We start from the raw sequence: 26,047 nt of genomic DNA on the forward strand, positions 1-26,047 counted from the left end.
GCTACGTAGTATGCCCTTTGTTAAATAGAACTATTTTTTTTTATTATCGGGGAGGAGAATCACTAGAGGTTTTGTGATTAATTCTGTATGATTAAATCATAAATAATCTGCTTTTTTCAGAGGAAAATCCCCTTCCTCTGTTGAAATTTATAATGTACACAGGATAATACCTTCCTGTGATTCAACATTCAAAAAGCAATTGCAGGGGATAAAGCTTCCATTCCATTTTGGAGGACCGCCTTAAACCCTTGTGATGCTTGATAATACACATGTTAGCACCCATGAGAGAGCTACGTGAATAACTATTAGGTTGGTGTAGAAATGTCTGAGGTTCAAAAACCCGTTTATGGAGGGCAGGCTGTAGTGGAAGGCGTCATGTTCGGTGGCAAACATCACACAGTCACTGCGGTACGCCGCAAAGATTCGACGATTGTATATTATCATCTGCCGCGTGAATCGAAACCTGTTGTAAACCGCTTAAAAAAAATACCGTTTCTACGGGGTATCGTATCACTGATTCAGTCAAGTGCCAGCGGTTCGAAACATCTTAACTTTTCAACTGAACAGTATGAAGAAGAAGAAGAAGAAGACGGGGAAAAACAGGTCGAAACGAAAAAAGAGACGAAAGACCCCTCTAAATTAAGTCTTTGGCTAGGTGTTGCCGTGATCGGTGTGATCTCCTTCCTATTTGGGAAATTGCTTTTCACCTTGATTCCTGTCTTCCTCGCAAAATTGACAGAACCCATTTTCAGTGGCCATACGGCTCAGGTATTAGTGGAAAGCTTGTTCAAGCTGATCTTACTGCTCGTATATATTTATGTAGTTTCCTTGACGCCATTGATCAAGCGGGTCTTTCAGTATCACGGAGCAGAGCATAAGGTGATCAATTGCTTTGAAAGCGGAAAAGAATTGACGGTTGCAAATGTGCAGGCAAGTTCCCGCCTTCATTATCGCTGTGGCAGCAGTTTTATTTTATTTACTGTCATTGTAGGGATGTTTGTCTATCTTCTTGTACCAATAGATCCGCTATGGGTTCGTGTCGTCAATCGCATTTTGCTTATCCCCGTCGTACTCGGCATAGCATTCGAAGTCTTGCAGTTGACTAACAAAGTAAGGGACACACCCATCCTGCGTTACCTTGGCTATCCCGGCCTTTGGCTTCAGTTATTGACAACCAAAGCCCCTACCGATGATCAAGTCGAAGTCGCATTGGCATCCTTCCAAGAACTGTTGAGGATGGAAAAAGAGACCGAAAAAGGTTTAGAATCGGATGTAATTGTGTAAAACATCTATACACATTTTGATGATGAAAAATCATATACTAACTAAATGAATGATCTTCATTTTTTTCAAATATTTCACAATTAGAATGTTTAAAATAAGCTAAAAATGCTTATGATGCTCTTAAGGAGGTGTCTTTGTTGAAACGTTTCATATCTTTCATGATATACGGAATCATCGCCCTCGGAGTCCTCGGACTATTGAGCCGACTATTTAATGACCCGATTGGCTTTTTTAGAAATATTCTCATAATAGCCATTGTCGCAGGGATTATTTATATGATTTATACCGGATTAACAAAGGGAAAACCAGTTAAGAAAGAGCAGCAAGCATTCCGAAAGGCTGCCCGCCAATCGAAAAAAAGGCTAAAAAACCGAACTTCGAAAAAAGATAATGTGGCTAGCTTCTCTGCAGCAAAATCATCAAAGAAAATAAAATGGAGAAAGAAAACGGATAGTCACTTAACCGTCATCGAAGGGAAAAAGAATAAAAAGAAAAATCGGGCTTCTTTTTAAGAGCCCGATTTTTTATTTATTATCAATAAGTCCATTTTTTAAGGAATTCCTTCGTACACTGCCTGCCGTTATTGATCAATTCACCCTTTTTTTCATCATTCAAATTAAAATCCATTGCAGAAATTCCCTTCATCGGGATGAATACAATATTATGGACGTGTTTCTTGGAAATATACCTAGCATCATGGGCATCTTTCATCGTTTTGAATAGTGCGGAGAACAATTCAACCGCATTATCCACCTCATGCGGTTTCCATATCTCATCGACGCTTAATCGCAGGCCAATGACCGGTCTTTCCTTTCTAACATGATCTGAATTGAATAACCACATTGGAAAATTGCTTAACACACCTCCATCAACAAAAAGGAACTTGCTTTTTCCGACATTAAGTTTGACTGGCTCAAAGAAATACGGAATGCTGCAACTCATTCTTACTGCCTTTGCCACTGGAAAAGTGCTCGGGTCTATTCCATAATTAGGCAAATCATCAGGCAGTACGACCAATTTCCCATTTGAAATGTCAGAGGTTATGATACGGAGTGATTTCGGCCGAACATCCTTAAAGGTGACTACATTCCTTTCGGCAAGTTTACCGGCGACCCATGCTTCCAAGGCGTTGCCTTTATAAAGGCCCAGTTTCCAGTATAAAAGAAGCCATTTGGCAAATGGGATAGGCAAAAGACCACGCCTTTTATCCAGCAGGCCGCTTAAATCTATATCAAGAAAAAACTTTTCCATTTCTTTTCCCGTGTACCCAGCCGCTACGAATGCTGCAATTATGGATCCTGCACTCGTCCCTGCTGTTCGATGGAATTCAAATCCCTTTTCTTCTAATTCCTGCAGGGCTCCCACTAAACCATAGCCTTTAATCCCACCTCCGGAAAAAACGCCGTCAATAATCATAGCTGCCCTCCCCTAATCCGGTCTTTACATTTCTAAGCAGGATTAGAGCGATTTATGACAGTTTCAAAAAGAAAATTGCCTTGATTCAGGTAAAATACTGAATTTCCGCTTTCGGGAAAAATTCCGCTATATACCCACGAATGGTCGTTTCCAGTTCTGCCGCTTCCTCGTTTTGATAAACATATTTACCAATTCCATATCGGCCCCATTTATATTTACGCTTCGTTTCGTCCAGTTCCAATTTTGTTTTCGGATAGTTTTTTTGAATCACTTTTTTTGCTGGACCAGTGAAACGATGCTGGATTAATTCGAAAGTCAAGTCAGGGATATCCACCCCTTTTAAGGCCTCACTCAACCGTTCAAATAATTCATGGTAGCCCTCCTTCCATGCTTCATGACGGTATATTGGAGCTACGATAAAACCCAGGGGATATCCGGCACCTGCCACTTTACGTGCCGCTTCCATCCGTTCTTCGAAGCTCGAAGTCCCGGGTTCGAAATTTTTTATCACATAACGTGAATTTATACTGAAGCGAAATCTCGTTTTTCCATTATGTTCAGCATCCAACAGATGATCGACATGATGGAATTTAGTGACGAACCTAAGAACCCCATATTCACTTTTCCCAAAATACTCTATGGCCCTTTTTAACGAATGTGTCAAATGATCAATTCCGACGATATCCGATGTACAGGCTGCCTCAAAACRGGTAATTTCAGGCTTTCTCTCATTTATATATTTTTCGGCTGCCTCGAAAATCTCGTCAAGATTCACATATGTCCGAATATATGGCTTTGATCCGAGTGTCGTCTGTAAATAACAATAGTGACAATGCCCCATGCACCCTGTAGCAAGAGGGATGGCATATTCAGCAGATGGCTTTGAAGAATCGAATTTCAAAGTTTTTCTGATTCCTACTACGAGTGTCGATTTGGCGACACGATATTTTTGCAGATCATTTTCTCCAGGAAGATCCCTAATTTGGTTATGAGATGTGGTCTCACGGATTTCAATGTTCAAATCTTCAAATTTCTTCTTCAATTCCCGGCCAAGCGGGTATTCCAATGCCCTTGGCTCGATATATACTAACTGTGGCATAAATGGTTTCATTTCGATCTCCATTCTTTTTTCGATTTGTTCATACTTTCAATCGAACTACACAATCTAATTGATAAGGATAGTTTTTCTTTATTCTTTTATCCTCATGATTGTTTTTACTTGGAAATTCAAAATGAAGGAGATGCGATATGGCTAATAAACAAGACTTCTTGACAAATGGAATGGGAAAACAAACGATCACCGTTCAAACAGATAATAAATTTCCAAATCCAAGGAATATACCGGGAGATTCTGTCGATGAATTTTCGGTATTGAAAGATGGCAACCAATATCTAGCCGAAAAGGAAATAGGGCAGCAAAATGAAAATGGTTGATTGAACGTGAAAAGAAGACCGAATTTACGATGATTCGGTCTTCTTTATTGGTATTTAATTGAACAGACTGTCACTGCCCTGGATTAATGACTCTAAAAAAAAGCCGTTAAGATAGCTTTGCAGCATACTTAACGACTTCCTTTGCATCAGCTTATAGCCCGCATTTCAATTGCGCTCCGCAATTCGTGCACGTATTGCATCCGCCCATTTCCTGAACTTCACCCTTACGGCATACGGGGCAAGTGTTACCCACTTCCGAACCAATTGTAACATTCGTCGAACGCAGCTCATTTATCGTATCGACCAATACAACTTTTTTCTTTTCTTCCACATTTGTCAATTCATCCATTTCAAGCTGCTCGTCCATTTGGTTTTCTTCCGCTTTGAGCGTAAGGACCTGACTGTCACGGCTGCCATCCACATATACCGTTCCGCCTTTTGCTCCGCCTTTGTATAGACGTTCATATACCTTTTCAACTTGTTCGACAGTATATCCTTTTGGAGCATTGACCGTCTTGCTGATCGAGCTGTCAATCCAGCGTTGAATGATGCATTGAACATCAGCATGTGCTTCTGGAGCTAATTCCATAGCGGAAATGAACCATTTTGGAAGCTCTTCTGTATCGGCTTCTGGATGGCGATCCAAGTATTCCTGTACAATGTCAGCCTTAACTTCAATGAATTTACCAAGACGGCCGCTGCGGAAATACGTGAAGGAGAAATACGGTTCAAGACCTGTTGATACCCCAACCATCGTTCCTGTACTTCCCGTAGGAGCCACTGTCAATAAATGAGAGTTACGGATACCATGTGCAGCAACACTTTCCCTGATATCTTCCGGCATTTTTTCCATAAATCCGGTTTGTGTGAAACATGTTCTAAGCTCATTGGTTTCTTTGTCCGTTGACCCGATCAGGAACGGGAAACTGCCTTTTTCTTTAGCAAGTTCCACCGAAGCCCTGTAAGCTGTTGTCGCAATCGTTTCAAACACCTTGTCAACCAGGATATTTCCTTCTTCAGAGCCATATTCCGTTTCACAGTAGATCAACAGGTCATGCAGACCCATTACACCTAGTCCAACCCGTCGCTCGCCCAGTGCCTGTTTTTTGTTTTCATCCAAGAAATAAGGAGTTGCGTCAATGACATTGTCCTGCATGCGCACACCGACTTCAACTGTCTGCTTAAGTTTCTCGAAATTAACCGTTTTGCTTTCTTTATCAGCCATTTCAGCCAGATTGACAGCAGCAAGGTTACATACTGAATATGGAGCCAATGGCTGTTCTCCACAAGGGTTCGTGGCTACAACCTGTTGACCGTATGCTTTGGCATTCGTCATTTCATTAGCATTATCGATAAAGAAAATACCTGGTTCAGCAGAATATGTTGCACAAATGTTTATTAAGTTCCAAAGCTCTTTAGCCCGGATTTTACGGTAAACACGGACTTTATGACCCATTTTCTCCCATTCGCGAACATCGCCGACATTATGCCATTCTTCATTGTAAATGGCCATTTCTTCGGCATTATAGCTTTCAACATCAGGAAAACGCAATTCATATTCCGCATCTTGTTCAGCCGCTTCCATAAATTCCTTGGTCAGGCAAATGGAGATATTGGCTCCAGTCAAGAAATCCGAATTATGAACACTGTATGTTCCGCCTGTACGGATCTTTTCCTCTGCATCCCTAATGATTTTCTCGCTGAACCCGCCTTGGCCAGGAATCTCCTTATAATTGATGATCCCTTGATACATAGCCGTTTCCTGTTCCGTGTGCGGCGTGAATTTCAATTTATCCGTGGCATATTTCTTGATGGCTTCGTCTTTAGTGTTTTCCACTAGGTAACGCAAAATCCTTGGATTTTGCATTTTGGAAATGATGAACTCTGCAATATCGGGATGCCAATCAGCAAGCATGATCATTTGCGCGCCTCGTCTGCTGCCGCCCTGTTCAACAAGATGCGTCAGTTTTGCAATATCGTCAAGCCATGACACTGAACCCGAGGATTTTCCATTTACCCCTTTTGCCAGAGTGTTTCTTGGACGCAGTGTCGATCCGTTCGTACCCACTCCGCCGCCGCGGCTCATGATTTCCATCACTTGTTTCCTATGTTCTGAAATACCTTCACGTGAATCCGGTACGAATGGCATTACATAGCAGTTGAAATAAGTAACATCCGTATTGGAACCTGCACCGTATAATACTCGGCCTGCCGGGACGAAATTAAGGTTCTTTAATTCTTCATAGAATTTATTGAACCATTCCGTTCTTTTTTCTTCCGTGGTTTCCACTGATGCCAATCCCGTTGCATTACGTTTCGCAATTTGTTCATAGTATATTTCAAGAGGCTTTTCGATTATATCCAACGGACGGTTTACAATTCCCGTCTCAACTTCTTCCGGATTATCCAATACGCCACGGAATTCTTCATCCACCAATACCTTGGCTTTTTTGGTTTCCCAATCAATTTCAACGATGTAACCGAGACCCCTTGCCGGGAATTTCGGATCTTCCTTAATCGTCAACACGACGAAATCGCCTGCCGAGAGTGTGATTTTTTCAGTATCCTTAAAAGAATAGCGGTCAAGCATGACTAGACGGGACACTCCCTTATGCGCCATTTTCATATCAGCAGTTACAGGGTGAACCTGGGGAAATAAAGAAATATCCTTATTCAACCTTTCTAGATCAACCTTTAAAGCTTCTTTTATTACAACCGACATAATTCCCTCTCCTTTATATGTTTCATGATCCGTTCTTGCTGCCGCAAAAATCCTTATGTAGCCTTACATGTCCGTTTCGCTTAACAAGTACCCTAAATTTATCATAGCGAAACTCAAAAATCAACATATAGTATCGTATTAAATATTTCAACTACTATATATTGTGTTTGTTTTGAATAACTTTTAATTTTGTCAAACGTTAAATCAATTAATATAGTTAGCAAAAGGGAGGAAAATGTCGATTTATAATAATTTTTCATCAGATTTCAATTAATTTGGACCTTGCTTTTTCCCCATCCCTTTTAGGGCTTATCCCTGCAAGGGATGTGTTATTCGGTCAAACAAATCTGAAAAAACTTTTTATTATCCACTCTAATTATGCTTCCTCTATCTCATGAAATTCCATTCATCGCTTTCATATTTGCTTTCAGCTATTGCTTTCACTTCCAGCAATTGCTTTTCGGTGAGGACATATGGCTCTAAATCGACCGAAAGTCCTTCGGCAAAACCTTTTTCGAAAGCTTCTTTCGCTTCAGGGATGGTTATCTTTCTCCCGGCAATATCATTCATGGCCACAGCTTTGTTTTTTAAGTTTTTTTGCATTCTCTCTTTAACCCTGTCATTTGAGAATTTAAATACGCTAAAGAGCTTATCATCATCAAGCTCAAGCAAAATGGACCCGTGCTGAAGGATGACGCCTTTTTGCCTGGTTTGAGCACTGCCAGCGACCTTCCTGCCCTCAACGACCAGTTCATACCAGCTAGGTGCATCAAAGCAGACGGAAGACCTGGGCGATTTTAAAGCCGCTTTTTCCTGTTCGCTTCGAGGCACGGCAAAATAAGCATCCAATCCAAGATTCCTGAATCCCATCAATATTCCTTCAGAAATGACACGATAAGCTTCAGTAACGGTGGTTGGCATTCCCGGATAGGATTCTGGAACGATTACACTATAAGTCAATTCATGTTCGTGCAGTACCGCTCGTCCTCCTGTCGGCCTGCGAACAAAACCAAGGCCCTGCCTTTTGACCTCTTCCAGATCAATCTCCGCTTCTGCCTTTTGAAAATAACCGATCGACAATGTCGCTGGATCCCAGCCGTAAAAGCGTATGATCGGCGGAATTTCCCCTTTGCTTTGCCAGTTTAACAGGGCTTCGTCCAGCGCCATATTAAAAGCCGGTGAACAATACCCCGAATCTATAAAACCCCATTTTTCTTTAGTCATCCTTACCCCTCGTTTCGATAGACGTTTTTCAATCCCCCACAAAAAACTCACATGTAGTAGTTTAACAGACTTTAACACTCTAAAAAAGAAAGTGCTATCAAGTCATGAAGAATTTGATGAAAATTCTTTTTGATTATTGGGTAAAGCAATTATATAATAAAGATTGTCTGTATTCGTTAAGGTAGAAGGGAGTTTTTATGTTTGGAAATATTATATACACTGCTCATCATCCTCGGAGTGGTTATTGCGTATTCACTTTTTAATTGGTACCGCCAGCGTAAAATCGTTAAAACACTAACACAGGACGAATTTATCGCCAACTACAGAAAAGTGCAGCTAATCGATGTGCGGGAACCGAATGATTTCGAAAATGGTCATATCTTAGGCGCAAGAAACATCCCTATGACTCAAATGAAAACCCGCTTGGTCGAAATTAGGCCGGACAAGCCTGTATATTTGTACGCTCAAAGCGAAATCATCAGCGGCAGAGCTGCAGCCATGCTATACAAAAAGGGCTACAGGGAACTTTTTCACTTAAAGGGCGGTTTCAAGATGTGGACCGGGAAAATCAAAGCAAAGAAATAAGACCCCATCTCGGCATGGGCTCTTTTTAATTCCTTAGCTCAAGTAAAGAAAGTCAACAGTTGGACTTTAATGGAATCTTACATAAACATGAAAAATCCCCGCCGGAAGGCAGGGATTTTTTTCGTGTAAGCTACTAATCTAGGCTTGATAACGCAAAATGGGCTTTCTTGCAGCAAGAGTTTCATCAAGCCGCTTTATAACGGTTGTATGCGGAGCTTCCTGAACGATTTCCGGAGTTTCTTCCGCTTCCTTGGCAATCTGGATCATCGCATCGATGAACGCATCCAGCGTTTCTTTTGACTCGGTTTCAGTCGGTTCTATCATCATTCCTTCTTCCACGTTCAACGGGAAGTAAATGGTTGGAGGATGATACCCGAAATCCAGCAATCTTTTAGCTATATCGAGAGTCCTTACCCCCAATTTCTTTTGCCGGCGTCCGCTTAATACGAATTCATGCTTACAATGACGATTATATGGTAAGTCAAAATAAGGTTCCAACTTGCGCATCATATAATTGGCATTGATGACCGCGTTCTCTGTGACGGCTTTAAGGCCATCAGGACCCATTGAACGGATGTACGTATATGCCCTCACGTTTATTCCGAAATTACCATAATAAGGTTTTACCCTGCCAATGGATTGCGGACGATCATAATCAAGGACGAATTGCTCACCTTGCTTGACTATAAGAGGTTTAGGCAAGTAAGGAATCAAGTCGGACTTCACACCTACAGGACCAGAACCCGGGCCGCCGCCTCCATGCGGGCCTGTGAATGTTTTATGGAGATTTAAATGAACCACATCAAAGCCCATGTCACCCGGTCGTGCTTTTGATAGGACTGCATTCAGATTCGCTCCATCATAATAAAGCTTCCCACCTGCGTCATGGACAAGTTGTGCCATTTCCAAAATATTTTCTTCAAACAATCCCAATGTATTGGGGTTCGTCAGCATCAAGGCCGCCGTATCCGGTCCGACAACACGTTTTAAATCTTCAAGGTCGACTAACCCATTTTCATCGGACTTCACTGTAATCGTTTCTAGTCCGGCAACAGTGGCAGAGGCAGGATTCGTACCATGGGCCGAATCAGGTACAATCACTTTCGTCCGTTCTGTATCTCCATTCGCTTCGTGAAAAGCGCGAATCATCATCAACCCTGTCCATTCACCGTGGGCACCTGCTGCAGGCTGTAATGTCACTTGGTCCATCCCGGTGATTTCCGTTAAGTGTTCCTGCAAATCAAATAATAGTCCCAATGCTCCTTGTACAGTAGCGGGATCTTGATATGGATGGATATGGGCAAAACCGTTGAAACGTGCCACATTTTCATTAATTTTCGGATTATATTTCATCGTGCATGAACCAAGCGGATAAAAACCCGAATCCACCCCATGATTCCGTTTGGAAAGTGCAGTATAATGACGCATGATATCCAGTTCGGACACCTCAGGAAGCTTTGCCTCTTCTTCACGGATGTAGTCGGCAGGAAGAATTTCTTCGAGCGGAATAGTTGCAACATCCATTTCTGGCAGACTGTACCCGATCCGGCCGGAAGTACTGATTTCAAAAATGAGTGATTGATCTTGATTATTCATGTTGATCCCCCAATTCCTGCGCAAGTGCATCAATTTCTTCTTTTGTTCTTAGTTCGGTTACCGCAACCAGCATATGGTCTTTCAATTCAGGATAAACCGTCCCTAAATCGAAGCCGCCGATCATCCCTTTTTCAAAAAGGTTTTTATTGACCTCTGAAAACGGAGCAGGCAGTTTAATGACAAATTCATTAAACGAAGGACCGTCGAAAATCACTTCCACCCCTTTTGCCATAATTGCTTTTTTCGCATAATGTGCTTTTTGAATATTTTGCACGGCCATTTCTTTGACACCCTTTTTCCCAAGGGCGGTCATTGCAACAGAAGCGGCCAAGGCATTCAAAGCTTGATTGGAACAAATGTTGGATGTGGCTTTGTCACGGCGAATGTGCTGTTCACGAGCTTGAAGCGTCAGGACAAACCCTCTTTTTCCATTCTCATCGACCGTTTGACCGACGAGTCTGCCCGGAACTTTCCGTACAAGTTTATTAGTAACCGCAAAATATCCACAATGAGGGCCACCGAATGCCGCTGGAATGCCGAATGGCTGAGCATCCCCCGTTACGATATCTGCACCGAGTGCACCAGGGGATGTCAAAGCTCCCAATGCAAGCGGATTACTGGAAACGATAAACATGGACTTGACGCCATGAATGATTTCTTCCATTTCTTTCAATGGCTCGATCCTGCCAAAAAAGTTCGGGTATTGCACGATCACTCCYGCAATGTCATCATTCGCCAATTCCCTTAAAGCAGCTAAGTCCGTCACACCGTCTTTATGAGGAATTTCGATCACTTCCACGCGTTGCCCTTTCGCATATGTCTTCACAACTTCTCTTGATTCAGGATGAACGGTTCCTGAAATGAGAATCTTCTTCCGCCTTGTCTGTCCAGAAGCAAGCATCGCTGCTTCAGCCAGCGCCGTCCCGCCGTCATACATGGAGGAGTTAGCCACATCCATGCCCGTCAATTCACATATCATCGTTTGATATTCAAAGATTGCTTGAAGCTCGCCCTGTGAAATTTCAGGCTGATACGGTGTATACGCCGTATAAAACTCAGAACGGGAAAGAACATGATCGACGATGACCGGCGCGTAATGGTCATAGACACCCGCACCAAGGAAGGAAGCATAATTTTTAAGGTCCGCATTCTTTGCAGCAAGCCTTGATAATTCTTTCATTAATGCAGGTTCCGATTTAGCAGGCTTGATATCGTATTCTCCTTGAAAACGAACGCTTTCAGGGATATCATTGAAAAGTTCTTCAGCAGCGGATACCCCTATCTCTTCCAGCATTTCTTGTTTATCTTGCTCTGTCATGGGTAAATAACGATGTTTCATCTAATGACCATTCCCCTCTATTTACGTGGTTTTTTATAAAAAGGTGTTTGTATTATAACGGCTTTCAAACGTTTGGAACGGATTTCCACTTCGACTTCCGCATCCAGCACCGAAAATTCCTTATCGATAAGTACCAATCCAACGTTTTTCTTCAATGTTGGCGATTGGGTACCAGTCGTGACCTCGCCAATGACTTCATCACCGCTGTAGACCTTATACCCATGACGTGGAATGCCACGGTCAATCATTTCAATTCCCACAAGCTTGCGGGGAGCYCCTTTCTCCTTTTGCTCAGCAAGAACGGCTTTCCCGAAAAAATCAACTTCCTTATCCACTTTTACTGCAAAACCAATCCCGGCTTCTATCGGGGTGATGTCAGCTGAAAGCTCCTGCCCATACAGCGGCAGTTTTGCTTCAAAACGCAGGGTATCACGAGCACCTAAACCAATCGGCTGAACCCCCTCTTCCTTACCGGCATCCATAATCGCCTTCCAAAGGGCAGGGCCATTTTTACTGTCGCTATATATTTCAAAACCATCTTCACCAGTGTATCCAGTACGGGAAACCAGCGTGGAGATACCGTTAATCATGACATCATCCTTGAACTTGAAAAATCCAATTTCACTTAAGTCAGTACTTCCCGATAGTTTTTGTAATATCTTCTCTGCAGCTGGTCCTTGAAGTGCCAGCTGTGTATAGTCACTTGAGACATTCGTAATTTGCGCATCTTCCGTTAAATTAGCTTGCAGCCAATTGAAATCTTTTTCTGTATTCGCTGCATTGACCACGAGCAGATAGTCGTCCTCAGCCCTTTTATACACGATAAGATCATCAACCGTGCCTCCGTTTTCATAACACATGGCGGTATATTGGGCCCCGCCCTGTTGCAGCTTTGATATATCATTGGTCAGCATCTTCTGTAAAAAGGAAAGGCTCCCAGGCCCCTTAACATCGACTTCCCCCATATGGGAAACATCAAATAACCCCGCTTTTGTCCGTACGGCTTCATGTTCATCCTTTATACCTGAAAATTGGACAGGAAGTTCCCAGCCGCCAAAATCAATCGTTTTACCTCCGTATTCACGATAAACCTCAAATAGTGGTGTTCTTTTTAAATTGGTCAAAAAATGACCCCCTTCAGATTTTTTTAAAAATTAATTGGCTTCATTATCAAAAGCTTCTTGTCATTACGCATCAGATACAAGCTGATTCATGATGTGAAAAAAGCACAAAAAAGGACAGAGAAAGCCCGTTTGAGCTTTTTCTCTGTCCTGAAACCTGAAAGTTTACCTATGTAATAGGTTTTCCCCTTTGGTGGCCGTCCCATAACGGGCGGCGCTCTCCAGAGTTGCGTCCAATAAGAGTTCTTTTGCCTGAGAGATTCACTGCTAAGTTTGCTCCTTCGGCGCTACATCCGTAGTCTCTCCCCTTATCTTCACCCGCATATAAATGGTCTACCATTGAAAGGAAGCCAATAAGCCCCAAGCATCGGTAAAACCTTTGAGCATAAATGGAATGCATTCTCTGCCAATTCTCCTAAAACTTCAGAAACCGTTTGACTGATCTCCTTCAGTAATCTTGGATAAATTAGGAGCCTATAGCCCATACTAAGAAAACGCGAACTGCAAAATCGATGTACAAACATTCTTTGTAGCGTTTGGAAATTGGAATTTTCTAAATATACTTATATCCTACCCTAAGAAACTTATCTCTGCAATATTTTTTGAAAAAGAAATATTTTTCTTACTTCACATATGAAATGTTCGGGTTTTGACCTTATATTAAGGAAATTATGATTTAAGAGGGAGTTATTTCTATGAAAATCAATATATCCTTCAATTCTGAATGGAATGACGAGTTTCTGCAAAAGATGGAAAATGACGGTCCATGGGGAAATTGGGAGCTTTATAAGTTGGCGGTTCAAATGGAGGAAAACCTTATCATCCCTGATTTTGAAGGTTTACAGGCGCCCAAGCACCTTCCTCAGCTAACCCCGCTTCCCCATCAATTGGAAGCGGCGAAGCAAGTAGTGGAAAAGATGAATGGAAAAGCCATTTTGGCTGATGAGGTAGGGCTGGGAAAAACAATTGAAGCAGGCTTGATCCTAAAAGAGTATATGATTAGGGGCCTTGTAAAAAAAGTATTGATCCTTGTTCCGGCTTCCCTTGTCACACAATGGGCATTTGAATTGAATACCAAGTTTCATATTCCGGCAGTCGTTCAGAGAAAAAGTTATGTCTGGGACTCCTGTGATGTGGTCATTTCATCCATTGATACAGCGAAACGCGCTCCACATCGAGATATCATCTTTACTCAGGAATATGACTTCATCATTATTGATGAAGCTCATAAACTTAAAAATAATAAGACGAAGAACTATGAATTCGTCCAAAATCTGAAAAAGAAATTTTGTTTACTCCTGACAGCCACTCCGATTCAAAATAAAGTCGAGGAGATATTCCACCTCGTTTCGTTATTGAAACCGGGCCACTTGGGAAATGCTTCGCTCTTTTCGGAAAAGTATAAAGGGAAAGGCCGGAACATAACTGAAGATGAACACCTAAAGGAACTGGTCAATACTGTCATGATTCGAAACCGGCGGGCCGATACTGGCATTGAATGGACAAAACGGCATGTGGAAACCATCACCATTGAATTTTCTCCAACGGAACAAGCATTGTATGATGCTGTTTCCAAATTCAAGCCAATTTCGGATGGATCAAAAGGAAGCGCCTTTTCGGCTCTCACTCTCCAAAGGGAAGCATGCAGCAGCAGAGAGGCTGTCTTTTATACATTAAAGAATATGAGGGATAAATACGATCAGCCTTCCCCTGATTTTTTGGCAAAGCTTGATGATTTATTTACTAAAGTGAATGAAACGGTCCAGAACTCAAAGGCTGAAAAAGCTTTGGAACTGATCAAGAAAATAGATGACAAAGTGATTATCTTTACGGAATATAGAGCGACTCAACTATATCTCCAATGGTACCTACAACAGAATGGAATTTCTTCTGTTCCTTTCCGGGGCGGTTTTAAGCGCGGAAAGAAAGACTGGATGCGAGAATTATTCCAAAAGAATATTCAGGTATTAATCGCAACAGAAGCTGGCGGGGAAGGGATAAACCTTCAGTTTTGCCATCACTTGATTAATTTTGACCTGCCCTGGAACCCAATGAGGCTTGAACAGAGAATTGGACGGATTCACCGCCTTGGTCAGGAAGAAGATGTGATGATTTATAACTTTGCCACGAAAAATACAGTTGAAGAACATATACTGAAGTTACTATACGAAAAAATAAATTTATTTGAAAAAGTAATCGGTGAATTGGATGATATTCTAACCAAACTGGATATTAACAACATTGAAGAATATTTAATTGATGTGGTCGGCGAGTCCAAAACAGAAGGCGAAATGAAAGTCAAGATGGATAATTTTTCATCGTTGATCCAATTCGCTCAATCAATGAAGGAAGGTGAGGTTCATGCAGCAACGGGAAATTCATGATTTTTTAATCACTTTCTTTAAAGCCAATGATTGTGAAATACTGGATAATGCACCCACCCACCTTACAGTGCAATTGACGATTGAGATGGATAAAGAATTAATGAACAGACCCTTTTATTGGCATTATCTAGAAAAAACAGGAGGTGTTCCGAACCCGGCACAAATCACTTTCATTACCGATCCAGAACAAGCTCCATCCGATTTAAAGGGAGAAATGATTCATTTTGGCTCCCCTCGTCTTCACCAGATTATTCAATCAACCAAAAAGCTGGCAGGGTATACTAGACTTTTTGAGAATACGCCTCCATCAAAAGGCAGAAATAATCCTTTGTTTCCTTGGCTGACCCTGAATGTGAAAATATCCTATCAATGCGACCGCAAAAAAGATACTTTCATGTCAATCGGACTGAATTTAATCTCGGGTGAAATAATGGAAGGGTTTCACCATCGGGTTTTACCGATTAACGTCACCCCGAAAATACCGGATTATTCCTTTACGCTTTCACCTCTGATCATGCCCAAGAGTGGATTGGCAAGACTTGATACATACATCAGAACCAGTTTCGAGGATGATGACCATTCCTGGGCGGAGGAAGCAATGCTGCGCTGGCAGAATGACTTGAATTTATTGGAGCATTTTTACAAGGATATGGACGAAAAAAGTGAGAGCTATTATACCGAAAAAGAAGCACTAAAAGCACAATATGAACCCAACATCAGAATATCCATCATCAACGGAGGATTATTTTACCTATCAGATAGGGCGTTGGGATAAGTTAAGAACAAAAAAACAGATGTCCAAGTTCAGGACATCTGTTTTACTTTTTGATCGTTTTCCTTATAAACATCGACAAAGCAAAAGGGACAATGCCAAACCAATGTGACATACCCTGGTTTTTATCCTCTTTTCTGTGAAGGCGTTTTTCTTTTCGTTCTTTTTTCGTCAGATTGAAATACTCGACAAGCTGCTGCGTCAGATATTTAATATAAGCGTTTGTAGACATATAAAATCATCACCCTACGCAAAGTATGTCCGGTTTACGCTTTTTTTATTCCTTTCCTTGCTCCCTTCACCGTAAACCTGTCGCGTTCCCTAATAAAATGGTGTTGATTTTGCTATTACACAGCTTGCTTCTCCAACCATTCTTTCACTTCCCCCGCTTCTTTATCGTATTGAATGATGACACTGCCCTCTCGATCATTTTTAGTTTTGGAAGAAAACTCGATATAGACGTAAGGACCTTCTTGCTTCATTAAGGAATATCGCACCACACCATTTGGATATGATATTTCCCCCTGGATGATTTTCGGAATCTCTTCGCCCCACTCTGCCGTCACATCCTTGATGGCTAGATGGACAAGATGGTCGGCCACAAGCGACTCTTCCACTTCTTTATAAAACTTTTTATCAATGATAAACTGGTCGATCATTAGTATCGTGAACATGATGAAAACACTCGCCACAATCATGACCATCGGGAAAACGACTCCTTTTTGATTATTCATCAATTTTCGTATCATTCCTAAAGAAAGGATGAAATCTTCGACTGAAAGTAGTCCCTGCTTTATCCGTTATATTTATAACAATGACACTGCCATCCTTATTGACCTGGAATTCCGAAATGTTCTGCAAGATGACCTCATGCCCCATACCATCCACTCGTCTTCGGACCTTATCTTCATATTGTTCCAGCGATGCTAATTGTTCACCTGAAAGCAAATATAATTTATTTCCCATTACATCTTGTGCTTTGGAACTCCGGACCTCCTGCTTCACTTGCATGGTAAAGACCTCCCACTCCTTAGGATGCAATTTATCAACGGACCTCATCTGGRTGTGAATGATCGAGAAGAGCTGCAGAACAAAAAGCGACGTCGTCATTAAAATCAATAAAGAAAAAAGCAATTCGATCATCGTAAAGCCATCATTTTTTCGCAGCATCACAAATGGATTCCCAATTACCCGTTTCATGTTCATAGCGTACACACCCTTCAATCATTCCCGGGAAATCCCCATGGTCCTTCCAAAACAATTCAAAGCTTCTTTTTTTGTAAATGATCTCCTGACCAACTGCTTGAATCTCCCCATCCATGAACGCCGTCAACCTTTCATATAATAAATGGTGGGCTTCGGTCCTTACGGGAATACCTTTCCGCTGCGTCAATACCTCTTCAAGAATTGGTAAAATGGCAAGGGCCAGGAATATACAAATAGAAAATGCGGCCATCAGCTCAAGGTAGACGTACCCTTTACAATTTCTCAATCCGGAACCTCCCTTTACCGATATTGAGGACCAGCTTGTACTTTCCCTTTGAGGTATCAATCATAATCGTTCCGGCTTTGGATGCATTTCCATATTGATTAAAATGAAAGCTGAACCCCAAAGTGCCGCTTAAAAACTGGATATCCTCTGGTATGCTTCTCTCTAAAACGATCCCCTCCTTATAAGACGAAACGGTATAAATCTTTTCGGTATTATCAATATGGAGGTAAATCAAGCTCTTATGACTGATGGCATACTGTTGAGCATAGAAAAGATCTTCATGAAATTGTGAAAGAAAAAGCCTATTTTCCATTCCTTTAGTGAAGCTGGGATATAGATTAGGACCGATGGAAATTAGGAGTACAAAAATAGCGAGGACAATAAGGGTTTCAGATAGTGTATACCCACCATCGGAATGCCGTATATTCACTTCTCTCCTACTCAACGACCGTTATCTTTCCTTTACTATCCAAACTAATTTCATTCCCATTAGGGCAGGATGTCTGTTTGAGATAGCCTTGACTTTCCAATTCACCGATACTTCCGGGCAGTTTAGCATTATCGATTTCATAAGCCTGCACCTGTGCTTGGGCCATCTTAACGAAAGCTTCACATCCTTTAGACTGGATTGTGGATTGGTTTTTGGTGATATTGGGGATTGTTATAATCAAAAGGATGGATATCACCAGTAAAACAATAAGCATTTCTATTAGGGTAAAACCACGTTCATTCATCACTTTCTTCAACATATCATCATGCTCCTAAAAGCATCTGAATACCAGATGACCTTCGGGCATTTTCACCTCCGGAATACAAAAATGAAATCCTATAAACCTTCGAGCAGTGAGAACATCGGCAGCAAAACCGCCAAATAAATGGACATGATCAAAAGACCTATCAGTGAAAACATTAGAGGCTGAATGATTTTCAAGATTGCATTCATTCTCTCTTCAATTTTCTCCAGTATAAAACGACTGTAATGAAGTAACTCGGCATCAAGTCTGCCGTATTTTTGACCATTTGCAGCGACCACCGGTAAATTCCCATCAAAATATGGGAGCTCCCGAAAAATCATTTCAAGTGATCTGCCCTCGATCAGATCATCCTTGATGATATTGCAAAGTTTTTGGTAAAAAGGCTGCTGTTGATTTATCGAGAATAATTTGATGCTATCGTTAATCGATAGTCCTCCGGAAAGCAAGCCACTGAATTGGCTTGCAAAAAAATAAGTTTCGTATAATTTGATGAACGTCCCGAATATCGGAATTCCCATCAATATCCTTCGCTGCCTTAATGGGCATAATCCATTGAACCAAAATCGTTTGAGTGCATACAAGAATAGGAGCAATCCGAGTAATAAGAAGGGTAGTGCTGGAAGAATGAACGTGGAGGCTGACATTAATCTTAAGAGAATATGCTGATCGACATCCATCGTGAAATAGATGGTCTGGAATTGGGGAAGGAGAACACTCTGAAGAATATAAAAAACGATGCTTACAAAAAATACTAAGAATACGGGATACACCATTAACTTTTTTACTTTATCCATATCCTCGATTCTTTTCTTCCAATATCGCCCACCTTCTTTCAACGCCCGTTCCAGGTCGCCATATTGTTCTCCATAAAATATATAACTTACAAGCTGCGGATGAAAATTAAGATGGGTCAGCACCATGTGCAACGGGTAGCCGTTCCTTAAATCGGCTATAGCCTGAGTGAAGTCTTCCGCTTTCTTCTTTGATTCCTGAAACTCAAGAAAATGTAAAGCTTCCGCCAAAGGATAACCATGATTCAATAATTCACCTAGCTTCGAAATAAAGACCGCCTGCTCTTTTACCTTCCATTTACTTTTTGGTTTCATGGTAGACCAGCCGTTCATATTCCTGAGATCCCACATAGCCCATCGCAACCGCTTTTCCGATTTCATCCTTTAATTGGCGGTAGCTGACCGTTGCCTTTCCTTTTTCATCTCCCATTATCCGGAGAACTTCAGCCAGGCTTTTTCCATATAGCAATTCATATACACTTGCCCTTTTATTCCTTGCAGTCATTTTGCAAGCTAAAGCACAGTCCCCTTTACACGGAAGACATCGCAATTCAACCAGCCGCTGCGCTGTCACGCCAATCAAAGTCTGTTCAACCTCAAGTAAGCTGACACCAAATTCCAGTAATCTGGAGATGGCGCCCTGAGCGTCCCTCGTATGCATGGTCGTTAGTATCAAATGACCGGTTAATGCGGCACGGACTGCGATTTTGGCAGTTTCTGCATCCCTGACTTCCCCAACCATGATCACGTCCGGGTCATGCCTCAGAACAGCTTTTAGGCCGACTGAATACGTAATGCCCGCCTTTTCATTGATTTGGACTTGCAGTACCTTTTCGGATACATTTTCAATGGGATCTTCAAGTGTAATGATATTTCGATTGATCATCTCATGGGCGTGGTGAAGCAGGGAATATAGTGTCGTGGTTTTCCCACTGCCGGTCGGGCCGGTAAATATGAGCATGCCATGGGAATGCTTCAGGAGTGCAATCAATTTTTGAACGGTGTTTGGAAATAAGGATAACTGTTCTAGAGGAAGGATATTCTGTTGGGGTATTAAGCGGATGACCAAACTTTCGAGATGGGCAGTGGGTAAAGTGGAAAGGCGGAGTCCGACCACCTGGTTAGCCAAATTGATGGTGATGGCACCACTCTGGGGCCTCCTTTTCTCCCCTATATCCATCGAGGCAAGGAACTTCAAATGGGCGATCAGCCTTTCAGCTTCAAAGAATGATAATGTTTCCTGGGGAACAAGCTTATTGTCTATCCTGAATTGGATGTGAGGCCCCTCTCCGCGAAAAAAAATGTGGATATCCGATGCCGATTCCACGATGGCACGGGTTAGTATTTTTTCTGCGGTCTTTTCAATCGATATCAATTCATTCATCACCTCCTATGTTTCTTGTTGTATTGATTCGACAATCCACGACAAATTCCTGCTTCAGAACAAAAAAAATTCCCGAAAAACTTCGAGAATCATCTCACATGCTTATTTTCAAATCAAGTCTCCGGGAAACCAAATTTCTTAATGCATCTACATTATGGCCAATCACCAGTTTTTCCCCGTCTATGAGAATGGGCCTTCTTAATAACTTCGGTTCTTTTGTTAATAATTGGATGACATCAGAAAGCATCATTTCGTCAATATTAACTTGTAAGTCTTTGTAAGCTTCACTTCTTGTCGCCAAGACTTCATCAAGTCCCTCCGATGTCAATTCAAGAATTCTTTTTAACTCTGCTACAGTTGGAGTCTCTCTGAATAAATGTCGCTCATCGAAGGAAACTTGATTGGCGCTTAACCATTTTTTTGTTTTGCGGCAAGATGTACAGCTTGGATACGAAAAGAAAGTTAACTGTGCCATACTAATCACTCCCCGTTCACATTTTGTATACATTTATAGTTTATACAATTATTGTACAACGTTTGTATAATTAATGTATACATATTTGCTTTATAAAACCGTTTTAAATGTGAACGTTTTTTAAACTAAAGAGTGTTTGCCCTTTCCCTTATTCCATTTTTTTCTGCCTGCATTATAATGGACATAGGTAAACTATGGAATAGCAGGAGGGTGTAATGGAACAAACGTTAAAAATAACAAACGTGTTAGCTGATCCCACCAGATATTATATATATCAGCATATAGTGAACAACCATGGTGATGTATCGGTACAGGAAATCGCCGATTCATTCAACATCCATCCAAATGTTGCCCGTCTACATTTGTCAAAACTTGAGGATATCGATATGTTGACCTCGATTTCCCGAAAGACCGGGAAAGGCGGCCGCCCAAGCAGACTTTATCGATTATCTGACAAAGTCATACAGCTTCATTTTCCATATAGGAACTATCAGCTGCTTGCAAAGATTGCCGTCCAGTCGATGATGACATTAGGGGAACAAGGAAAACAGGCTCTTTATGAAACGGGAAAAGTATTCGGGGAGGAATTGATCAATCAGCAGCTAGCCCTGAACTCGACATCGATCGATCGGCTTGCTTTTGCGGAAAAAGTCAACATGCTTAAAAATGCGGCTACCATTGCAGGGTTATCTCCTGAAATACAAGCAAGCGAAGAAGAAAATAAAATATCCTTCCGTATCTTCAATTGCCCGTTTAAGGAAGTTACTGAAGTCGAGCCAGGAACAATCTGCTCCATGCATAATTCATTTTTAAAAGGTATGTTCGAAGCCTTGTTTGAGAATGTCACTATTGTGGAAATAGAAAATATGATGTCCAATTGTGCAGCATGCTCATACCAGGCTTCGGTTCTCACATAGAAACAAAAGGCATCCTTTACATTACCTTACAATTTCATTTATAATTATTTAGAATGTACACGACTAGACATAAGGAGGGATTCGGATGGAACGCATGTTCAGAGTATGTGGATTTTGGACAGGAATTATGGCCATTTTCTTTTATCTTGGCCATATGCATCAAACGTCTTTGCTTTTCTTTGCACAAACGATCTTTTTTGTACTTTTAAGTTATTTGAAATTATCCGAGCGCATGTATATCTATGTTTTCGGCGCCTATCTTACCGTTTTCTTTGCAGGATTTTCCTACTGGAGCGTATTTATGATGACTCCGGGTGCTGCGCATTAAGAACAAGCAATATTACATAACCCATGAATTTGGATTCATGGGTTTTTACTTGTCACCATTCAGGAAAAATCCTTACATCATCTGCTAAATTCTTCGATTGAAGCAACACTTTGAAATGTTCACTAAATCCCCCAGGAACGATCAGCCCCCGGATTGCCCGATTACGCTTTGCCGTTTTCGAGAATGGATCAGTTCCTTGATGGTCCTTCAATTCCTCTAGTATCCCTGCTTTAAGCAAGAATTCATTTTGAAGAAAAAGCCCTCGATTGGAAAGATCCTTTCTTTTTCCAATCTCGATTAATGTGTCAAAATGGATATGTGTCGTCAGATCCATATCACCAGGATACATAAGTGCATCTTTAATCATTTGATGCCGATAATAGCCCCTCAAGCTCCCTTGAAGATGAGCAGGCTCCTTCCATTCCCTATCGGTATAGCCATAATCAATTGTAAGGAGAATACCCGATTCGATACAGGAAACGATCTTCTCATATTCACGGATCATGTTTAGCGGAACTTCGTATCGTTGTTTTTCATTTAAGGTGATTTTTCGTTCAGTAAGGTAAGAAAGAATGTCAGGGTTGTCCAAAGGTTCTCTCTCTTCTACGAAATCTCCTTCCTTTTCAGTGACGAATACCTCTACCAAGGCTCCTTTATACTTTTCAATGACATACACAGGCAACGCGTCGAAAAGTTCGTTTGAAAAGACGATTCCATTTACATTCGTCCATTTTTCTAAACTGGCAGCAGAAACTGCCTGTTTGAATATCCCTAAGCGTTCGTGCTGAATCTTTCTATGAAATGGACTGCCATCCACAAGAACATAAGTTAAAGAGTCCCATATCTGCGGTTCCGTTTCTTTTATGTAAACGAGGATGTCATACGCCAGTTTACCGTCCCCTGCGCCGACCTCGATGATTCTTGGTGAAACTCCGCATCTTTTTATCAAATATACGAACCATCTCGCCAGTGATCTCCCAAATGCATCCCCAACATTGCCGGACGTATAAAAATCCCCTTTTGGGCCAATCTTCTCTTTTGCGCGTGCATAGTAGCCTATTTTTGGCGTATATAAAACAGCATCCATATAGTCATTATAGGAGATTCTATTTTGCGGGCTTCCTGCAATCAATTCCTTTAAATGATTTTTCAACACAACAGCCTCCGTCTCCATGATTTTCCACCTAACATAGTAAATAAGTTTTTTTAACGACATTTATACATGAACACAAATTTAAAGTTCACAAAATGTTCAATTTTCATCTCGCAGTTATAACAGTGCATCCACTAAATGAATTTCATAATAGTACTACAGAGGAGGTTCAAAAATGCACATTGGGGTAGACCCTGTTTTTTTATATTCAGTATAGTTCCGGAATTGACCCATTTCAATATTTTCACATAATTAAGAACTTAAAAAAACAGGTGCCRTAGCGGCACCTGTATAAGTAATTATCTCAAAAAGGGATTAGTATTCTTTTCATCCAGAATCGTCGTGACAGGGCCATGACCTGGAAAAACGATAGCATCATCAGAAAGTGTCAGCAGCTTCGTTTCAATGCTATTTAAGAGCACTGACTCGCTTCCGCCTATTAAATCGGTTCTGCCAACGCTTCCTTGGAACAAGACGTCCCCAGAAAAGAGGAGACGTTCGTCCTTCACATAATACGAAACGCTCCCTGGTGAGTGTCCAGGGGTTTCGAATACTTCGAAAGTGAATCCTCCAATCGTAAGCTCTTGCTCATTTGCCAAGATGTGATCGGCAGGCTTCATTCGCATTGGATTTTCAGGGAACCAGTTTTGAGAACCATTCAATGCTGGATCAAGTAGCCACTTGGCCTCTTTTTCATGAATATATGCAGGGATTCCATAATGATCCCGAATAGCATCCAGAGCACCGATATGGTCAAAATGTGCATGTGTCAATAAAATCGCTAAAGGCTTTAAATTTTTTGTTTGTATGTACTGTATAATTTTCTGTGGCTCTTCACCCGGATCGAAAATGATGCAATCCTGTCCATCGGAAACTACATAACAATTCGTTTGCAGCGGGCCTAGAGGAATTTGTGTCCATTTCATTTCCATCAACTCCAATATGATTTTCTATCTTTATCTTACACTAATTAAGCTGCTAATGTTAATCCAGTTTACTCATGTCATAGAAGTGTCACCTATTAAGCCTCGACAAATAATTGAAAAAATATTAAGATATTAACAAATGCAATCTTTTCTACATATTTTTGGTAGTTGCCTTATTCTCTGGGTATATTATTAGGGATTAGGTATTCATTATGAAAAAAGGGGGTTTTGACATGATATTAATGGTTGTTTTCGGACTTGTGGCTATATTAGGAGTAGCAGCTGTGTTTACCTCATTAAAAAAGAGAAACTTCTTAGGATTCATTTTTGCAGCCGGCAGTGCGGTCGTGTTTGGCTGGTTCACTGTCATGACTGTCATCAACAGCGGTTTTCCTGTTGCCCATTGAAGAAAAAAGCTCGCCATCCGGCGAGCTTTTGTTTTAGGTTATCATGTTTGTTTGAACAATCTTTGTATTTGATGGGTTTTCATATCAATGATTTTCTCAAATTGATATCCATATAAGCAGAAGTTGCCATCAAGCGAACAGCTTAATGGTTCATTTTCCATGTCCTTCATCAATTCTTCTTGTGTGCCTTTTTCCCAATTAAATTTAGTTAAGGTAAACCTTCCCTCATATTGGTCAGCATCTTTTGATTCATTAGGAATAAACGTTATGAATTCCTTGTTTTTTTCAATGAAATCATAGGATGGAATGACCCAATCTGAAAAGCTTTTCAATAGTGGCACGGAAAAAGAGTGGATCGGCTTGTTTGTTGGATCATAAAATGCATATGTACCCCGATCTTGTTTTTCTGTCTCCACTTGAATCGTCATCAGCGCTTGCTTCACTTTTTTAAAGTAAATGACATCGAGCATAAGGCTGTCTGCCCCATCCCCATGCAGCGCTTTTCTTTCTAGGGGAGCCGTCAAAGCAGGTTCTTCTTTGTCCCAATCCAAAAACATCAAGTCATTTTCACTTGCCCATTGAGCAAAGGGCTGTGGAAAGTCCAGGGTTTCCATAGTTTGTTCATCTGGATTCAATACATAACTGCTGTATGTCCAATCTTCATAAAAGCTCGATACAAACAACCGGCCATCTTTAAATGAATTCCACTCATAAGCTAATTCATAGGCTGGGATTGCCACGGAATACAGTGGATTCCCCGTTTTATCGAGTATTGTGATTGATGCTTTATCCGAAGAGGTAAAGGACGACAACAAAATATGCGTACCAGACGGACTGATCGATACTTCAGAAAACGCAAAAGCCGGCTGATAGAAAACGGAAGTTTCATTCGTTTCCAAATTCCATGCCATCAACTGGGATAATTCATTACCTTCCCGCTTCACAGAATATAAAATGGTTTTCGAATCCAGCCATCCAAAAATGGCTTCGACTTTTTCCGTTTCTGCGGTCGGGACCTTTAAATTGCTTACTGAAGTTTCCAGGTTAGATTGGGAGTGTTCTTTTTCCGTATCATTTACGGGTTTACTAAGGTCCTTGGAAGGCTCACAAGCCGAGATAAGAAGGATAGTGGAGATAAATAATGGGACGAAACACAACATCTTACAAATGGAAAGCCGCATACAAAGTGCTGCTTTGGATACTTTAATCTCCACACACCTCCCACTTCAAAACTAAAACGCCTGGCATATGTGAGCGAGACATTAGAAAGAGAGTAAGGATTAACCAATCGAGTCCTTACTCCCTTTCATTATAAAGTAAAAAAGAGAAAATGTGGCGGATAATGATCTTATATTTTTTTGGAAGTATATTCCTTAGGGGGAATGCATCACATATATAGTCCTGCCATCAAAATCTTGACGGAATCTTCATATATACCAGGCAAATGGGATAGCGGAAGCGGATTGATGCCCTTTCCCAGTTCGATTGTGAATCCACCGCGTTTGAATTCCTGAATGAACCAATCTTTATACCCAGCATGGC

At 41.3% G+C, this 26,047-nt stretch carries 28 protein-coding genes, 1 pseudogene and 2 riboswitches; of the genes and pseudogenes, 9 read left to right on the plus strand and 20 right to left on the minus strand.

Annotation, left to right across the window (positions count from 1 at the left end; genetic code table 11):
- The first annotated feature begins 321 nt into the window (after positions 1–321).
- Positions 322–1,284, plus strand: coding sequence for a DUF1385 domain-containing protein (locus tag AC1DVB_RS15895; protein WP_057278802.1), 963 nt, complete (start codon positions 322–324; stop codon positions 1,282–1,284).
- A 137-nt stretch (positions 1,285–1,421) separates the two neighbouring features.
- Positions 1,422–1,796 carry an SA1362 family protein gene (locus tag AC1DVB_RS15900; protein ID WP_048677789.1) on the plus strand — a complete coding sequence of 125 codons (375 nt, stop codon included), beginning with the start codon at positions 1,422–1,424 and terminating at the stop codon, positions 1,794–1,796.
- Positions 1,797–1,818: 22 nt separating this feature from the next.
- On the opposite strand, the gene AC1DVB_RS15905 is transcribed toward AC1DVB_RS15900, so the two are convergent.
- Together AC1DVB_RS15905 and splB are read right to left on the minus strand one after the other, a co-directional pair.
- Positions 1,819–2,700 carry a patatin-like phospholipase family protein gene (locus AC1DVB_RS15905; protein ID WP_057278803.1) on the minus strand — a complete coding sequence of 294 codons (882 nt, stop codon included), beginning with the start codon at positions 2,698–2,700 and terminating at the stop codon, positions 1,819–1,821.
- An 85-nt stretch (positions 2,701–2,785) separates the two neighbouring features.
- Positions 2,786–3,811: a spore photoproduct lyase gene (splB, locus tag AC1DVB_RS15910; protein ID WP_477589973.1), complete on the minus strand. Its 1,026-nt coding sequence runs from the start codon at positions 3,809–3,811 to the stop codon at positions 2,786–2,788.
- A 137-nt stretch (positions 3,812–3,948) separates the two neighbouring features.
- On the opposite strand from splB, the gene AC1DVB_RS15915 reads away from it, so the two are divergent.
- Complete coding sequence (locus AC1DVB_RS15915; protein WP_454861484.1) at positions 3,949–4,134, plus strand: hypothetical protein; 186 nt, start codon at positions 3,949–3,951, stop codon at positions 4,132–4,134.
- Positions 4,135–4,285: 151 nt separating this feature from the next.
- On the opposite strand, the gene AC1DVB_RS15920 is transcribed toward AC1DVB_RS15915, so the two are convergent.
- Both AC1DVB_RS15920 and AC1DVB_RS15925 read right to left on the minus strand, forming a co-directional pair.
- Positions 4,286–6,856, minus strand: a complete 2,571-nt coding sequence (locus AC1DVB_RS15920; RefSeq protein WP_328118808.1) for a vitamin B12-dependent ribonucleotide reductase — start codon at positions 6,854–6,856, stop codon at positions 4,286–4,288.
- A 387-nt stretch (positions 6,857–7,243) separates the two neighbouring features.
- Positions 7,244–8,080 carry a lipoate--protein ligase family protein gene (locus AC1DVB_RS15925; RefSeq protein WP_048688324.1) on the minus strand — a complete coding sequence of 279 codons (837 nt, stop codon included), beginning with the start codon at positions 8,078–8,080 and terminating at the stop codon, positions 7,244–7,246.
- A gap of 201 nt (positions 8,081–8,281) precedes the next feature.
- Between AC1DVB_RS15925 and AC1DVB_RS15930 the strand changes: the two genes are divergently transcribed.
- Entirely contained in the window at positions 8,282–8,665 is a 384-nt protein-coding gene (locus tag AC1DVB_RS15930) for a rhodanese-like domain-containing protein (RefSeq protein WP_034308355.1), read from the plus strand.
- A gap of 138 nt (positions 8,666–8,803) precedes the next feature.
- Here AC1DVB_RS15930 and gcvPB read toward each other — a convergent pair whose 3' ends face one another.
- Genes gcvPB through gcvT form a run of 3 tightly spaced genes read right to left on the minus strand, consistent with a single transcriptional unit; the run spans position 8,804 to position 12,724 of the window.
- Positions 8,804–10,261 (minus strand): aminomethyl-transferring glycine dehydrogenase subunit GcvPB, encoded by a 1,458-nt coding sequence (gene gcvPB / locus AC1DVB_RS15935; RefSeq protein ID WP_057278806.1) that lies wholly within the window; start codon positions 10,259–10,261, stop codon positions 8,804–8,806.
- A complete protein-coding gene (gene gcvPA, locus AC1DVB_RS15940) occupies positions 10,254–11,600 on the minus strand; it encodes an aminomethyl-transferring glycine dehydrogenase subunit GcvPA (protein ID WP_239858474.1) in 1,347 nt (448 codons plus the stop codon). Before gcvPA ends, gcvPB begins: the two co-directional genes overlap by 8 nt.
- Before the next feature lie 17 nt (positions 11,601–11,617).
- Positions 11,618–12,724, minus strand: a complete 1,107-nt coding sequence (gcvT, locus tag AC1DVB_RS15945) for a glycine cleavage system aminomethyltransferase GcvT (RefSeq protein WP_454861485.1) — start codon at positions 12,722–12,724, stop codon at positions 11,618–11,620.
- Between the two features lie 140 nt (positions 12,725–12,864).
- Positions 12,865–12,948: riboswitch (glycine riboswitch) on the minus strand.
- 3 nt (positions 12,949–12,951) lie between these two features.
- Positions 12,952–13,039, minus strand: a riboswitch (glycine riboswitch).
- 377 nt (positions 13,040–13,416) lie between these two features.
- Between gcvT and AC1DVB_RS15950 the strand changes: the two genes are divergently transcribed.
- A complete protein-coding gene (locus AC1DVB_RS15950) occupies positions 13,417–15,105 on the plus strand; it encodes a DEAD/DEAH box helicase (protein ID WP_063575686.1) in 1,689 nt (562 codons plus the stop codon).
- Positions 15,083–15,880, plus strand: coding sequence for a YqhG family protein (locus AC1DVB_RS15955; RefSeq protein WP_048688306.1), 798 nt, complete (start codon positions 15,083–15,085; stop codon positions 15,878–15,880). The genes AC1DVB_RS15950 and AC1DVB_RS15955 overlap by 23 nt, the downstream gene beginning before the upstream one ends.
- A gap of 43 nt (positions 15,881–15,923) precedes the next feature.
- Here AC1DVB_RS15955 and AC1DVB_RS15960 read toward each other — a convergent pair whose 3' ends face one another.
- From AC1DVB_RS15960 to AC1DVB_RS16000, 9 genes are all read right to left on the minus strand, one after another.
- Complete coding sequence (locus AC1DVB_RS15960; protein WP_057278811.1) at positions 15,924–16,109, minus strand: YqzE family protein; 186 nt, start codon at positions 16,107–16,109, stop codon at positions 15,924–15,926.
- A gap of 115 nt (positions 16,110–16,224) precedes the next feature.
- Positions 16,225–16,611 (minus strand): competence type IV pilus minor pilin ComGG, encoded by a 387-nt coding sequence (comGG, locus tag AC1DVB_RS15965; protein ID WP_170946877.1) that lies wholly within the window; start codon positions 16,609–16,611, stop codon positions 16,225–16,227.
- Entirely contained in the window at positions 16,604–17,083 is a 480-nt protein-coding gene (gene comGF, locus AC1DVB_RS15970) for a competence type IV pilus minor pilin ComGF (RefSeq protein WP_477589978.1), read from the minus strand. The genes comGG and comGF overlap by 8 nt, the downstream gene beginning before the upstream one ends.
- A complete protein-coding gene (locus AC1DVB_RS15975; RefSeq protein ID WP_095678574.1) occupies positions 17,031–17,369 on the minus strand; it encodes a hypothetical protein in 339 nt (112 codons plus the stop codon). The genes comGF and AC1DVB_RS15975 overlap by 53 nt, the downstream gene beginning before the upstream one ends.
- Entirely contained in the window at positions 17,356–17,799 is a 444-nt protein-coding gene (gene comGD / locus AC1DVB_RS15980; protein WP_034308382.1) for a competence type IV pilus minor pilin ComGD, read from the minus strand. The genes AC1DVB_RS15975 and comGD overlap by 14 nt, the downstream gene beginning before the upstream one ends.
- A gap of 7 nt (positions 17,800–17,806) precedes the next feature.
- On the minus strand, positions 17,807–18,118 hold the full coding sequence (gene comGC / locus AC1DVB_RS15985) for a competence type IV pilus major pilin ComGC (RefSeq protein ID WP_477589981.1): 312 nt from the start codon (positions 18,116–18,118) through the stop codon (positions 17,807–17,809).
- 77 nt (positions 18,119–18,195) lie between these two features.
- On the minus strand, positions 18,196–19,230 hold the full coding sequence (comGB, locus tag AC1DVB_RS15990) for a competence type IV pilus assembly protein ComGB (RefSeq protein ID WP_057278815.1): 1,035 nt from the start codon (positions 19,228–19,230) through the stop codon (positions 18,196–18,198).
- Positions 19,214–20,299 carry a competence type IV pilus ATPase ComGA gene (gene comGA, locus AC1DVB_RS15995; protein ID WP_371748447.1) on the minus strand — a complete coding sequence of 362 codons (1,086 nt, stop codon included), beginning with the start codon at positions 20,297–20,299 and terminating at the stop codon, positions 19,214–19,216. The genes comGB and comGA overlap by 17 nt, the downstream gene beginning before the upstream one ends.
- 94 nt (positions 20,300–20,393) lie before the next feature.
- Positions 20,394–20,774: a Spx/MgsR family RNA polymerase-binding regulatory protein gene (locus AC1DVB_RS16000; RefSeq protein ID WP_095678573.1), complete on the minus strand. Its 381-nt coding sequence runs from the start codon at positions 20,772–20,774 to the stop codon at positions 20,394–20,396.
- A 215-nt stretch (positions 20,775–20,989) separates the two neighbouring features.
- Here AC1DVB_RS16000 and AC1DVB_RS16005 point away from each other — a divergent pair, with 215 nt between their 5' ends.
- Complete coding sequence (locus AC1DVB_RS16005; RefSeq protein ID WP_034308391.1) at positions 20,990–21,691, plus strand: helix-turn-helix transcriptional regulator; 702 nt, start codon at positions 20,990–20,992, stop codon at positions 21,689–21,691.
- 85 nt (positions 21,692–21,776) lie between these two features.
- Positions 21,777–22,019, plus strand: coding sequence for a DUF2626 domain-containing protein (locus AC1DVB_RS16010; RefSeq protein ID WP_034308393.1), 243 nt, complete (start codon positions 21,777–21,779; stop codon positions 22,017–22,019).
- A 52-nt stretch (positions 22,020–22,071) separates the two neighbouring features.
- Here the strand turns inward: AC1DVB_RS16010 and AC1DVB_RS16015 are convergent, their stop codons facing one another.
- Together AC1DVB_RS16015 and AC1DVB_RS16020 are read right to left on the minus strand one after the other, a co-directional pair.
- Entirely contained in the window at positions 22,072–23,193 is a 1,122-nt protein-coding gene (locus AC1DVB_RS16015) for a class I SAM-dependent methyltransferase (RefSeq protein ID WP_162259629.1), read from the minus strand.
- A gap of 278 nt (positions 23,194–23,471) precedes the next feature.
- The gene (locus AC1DVB_RS16020; protein ID WP_057278817.1) at positions 23,472–24,098 is read right to left on the minus strand and encodes an MBL fold metallo-hydrolase; all 627 of its coding nucleotides are present in this window, start codon (positions 24,096–24,098) and stop codon (positions 23,472–23,474) included.
- A 233-nt stretch (positions 24,099–24,331) separates the two neighbouring features.
- On the opposite strand from AC1DVB_RS16020, the gene AC1DVB_RS16025 reads away from it, so the two are divergent.
- A complete protein-coding gene (locus tag AC1DVB_RS16025) occupies positions 24,332–24,505 on the plus strand; it encodes a DUF2759 domain-containing protein (protein ID WP_034308396.1) in 174 nt (57 codons plus the stop codon).
- Between the two features lie 41 nt (positions 24,506–24,546).
- Here the strand turns inward: AC1DVB_RS16025 and AC1DVB_RS16030 are convergent, their stop codons facing one another.
- Together AC1DVB_RS16030 and AC1DVB_RS16035 are read right to left on the minus strand one after the other, a co-directional pair.
- Positions 24,547–25,719, minus strand: a complete 1,173-nt coding sequence (locus AC1DVB_RS16030; RefSeq protein ID WP_095678570.1) for a YqgU-like beta propeller domain-containing protein — start codon at positions 25,717–25,719, stop codon at positions 24,547–24,549.
- Positions 25,720–25,892: 173 nt separating this feature from the next.
- A pseudogene (locus AC1DVB_RS16035) lies at positions 25,893–26,047 on the minus strand (peptidase M14); the annotation flags it as partial.

The organism is Peribacillus sp. P4_D6 (assembly GCF_056401795.1).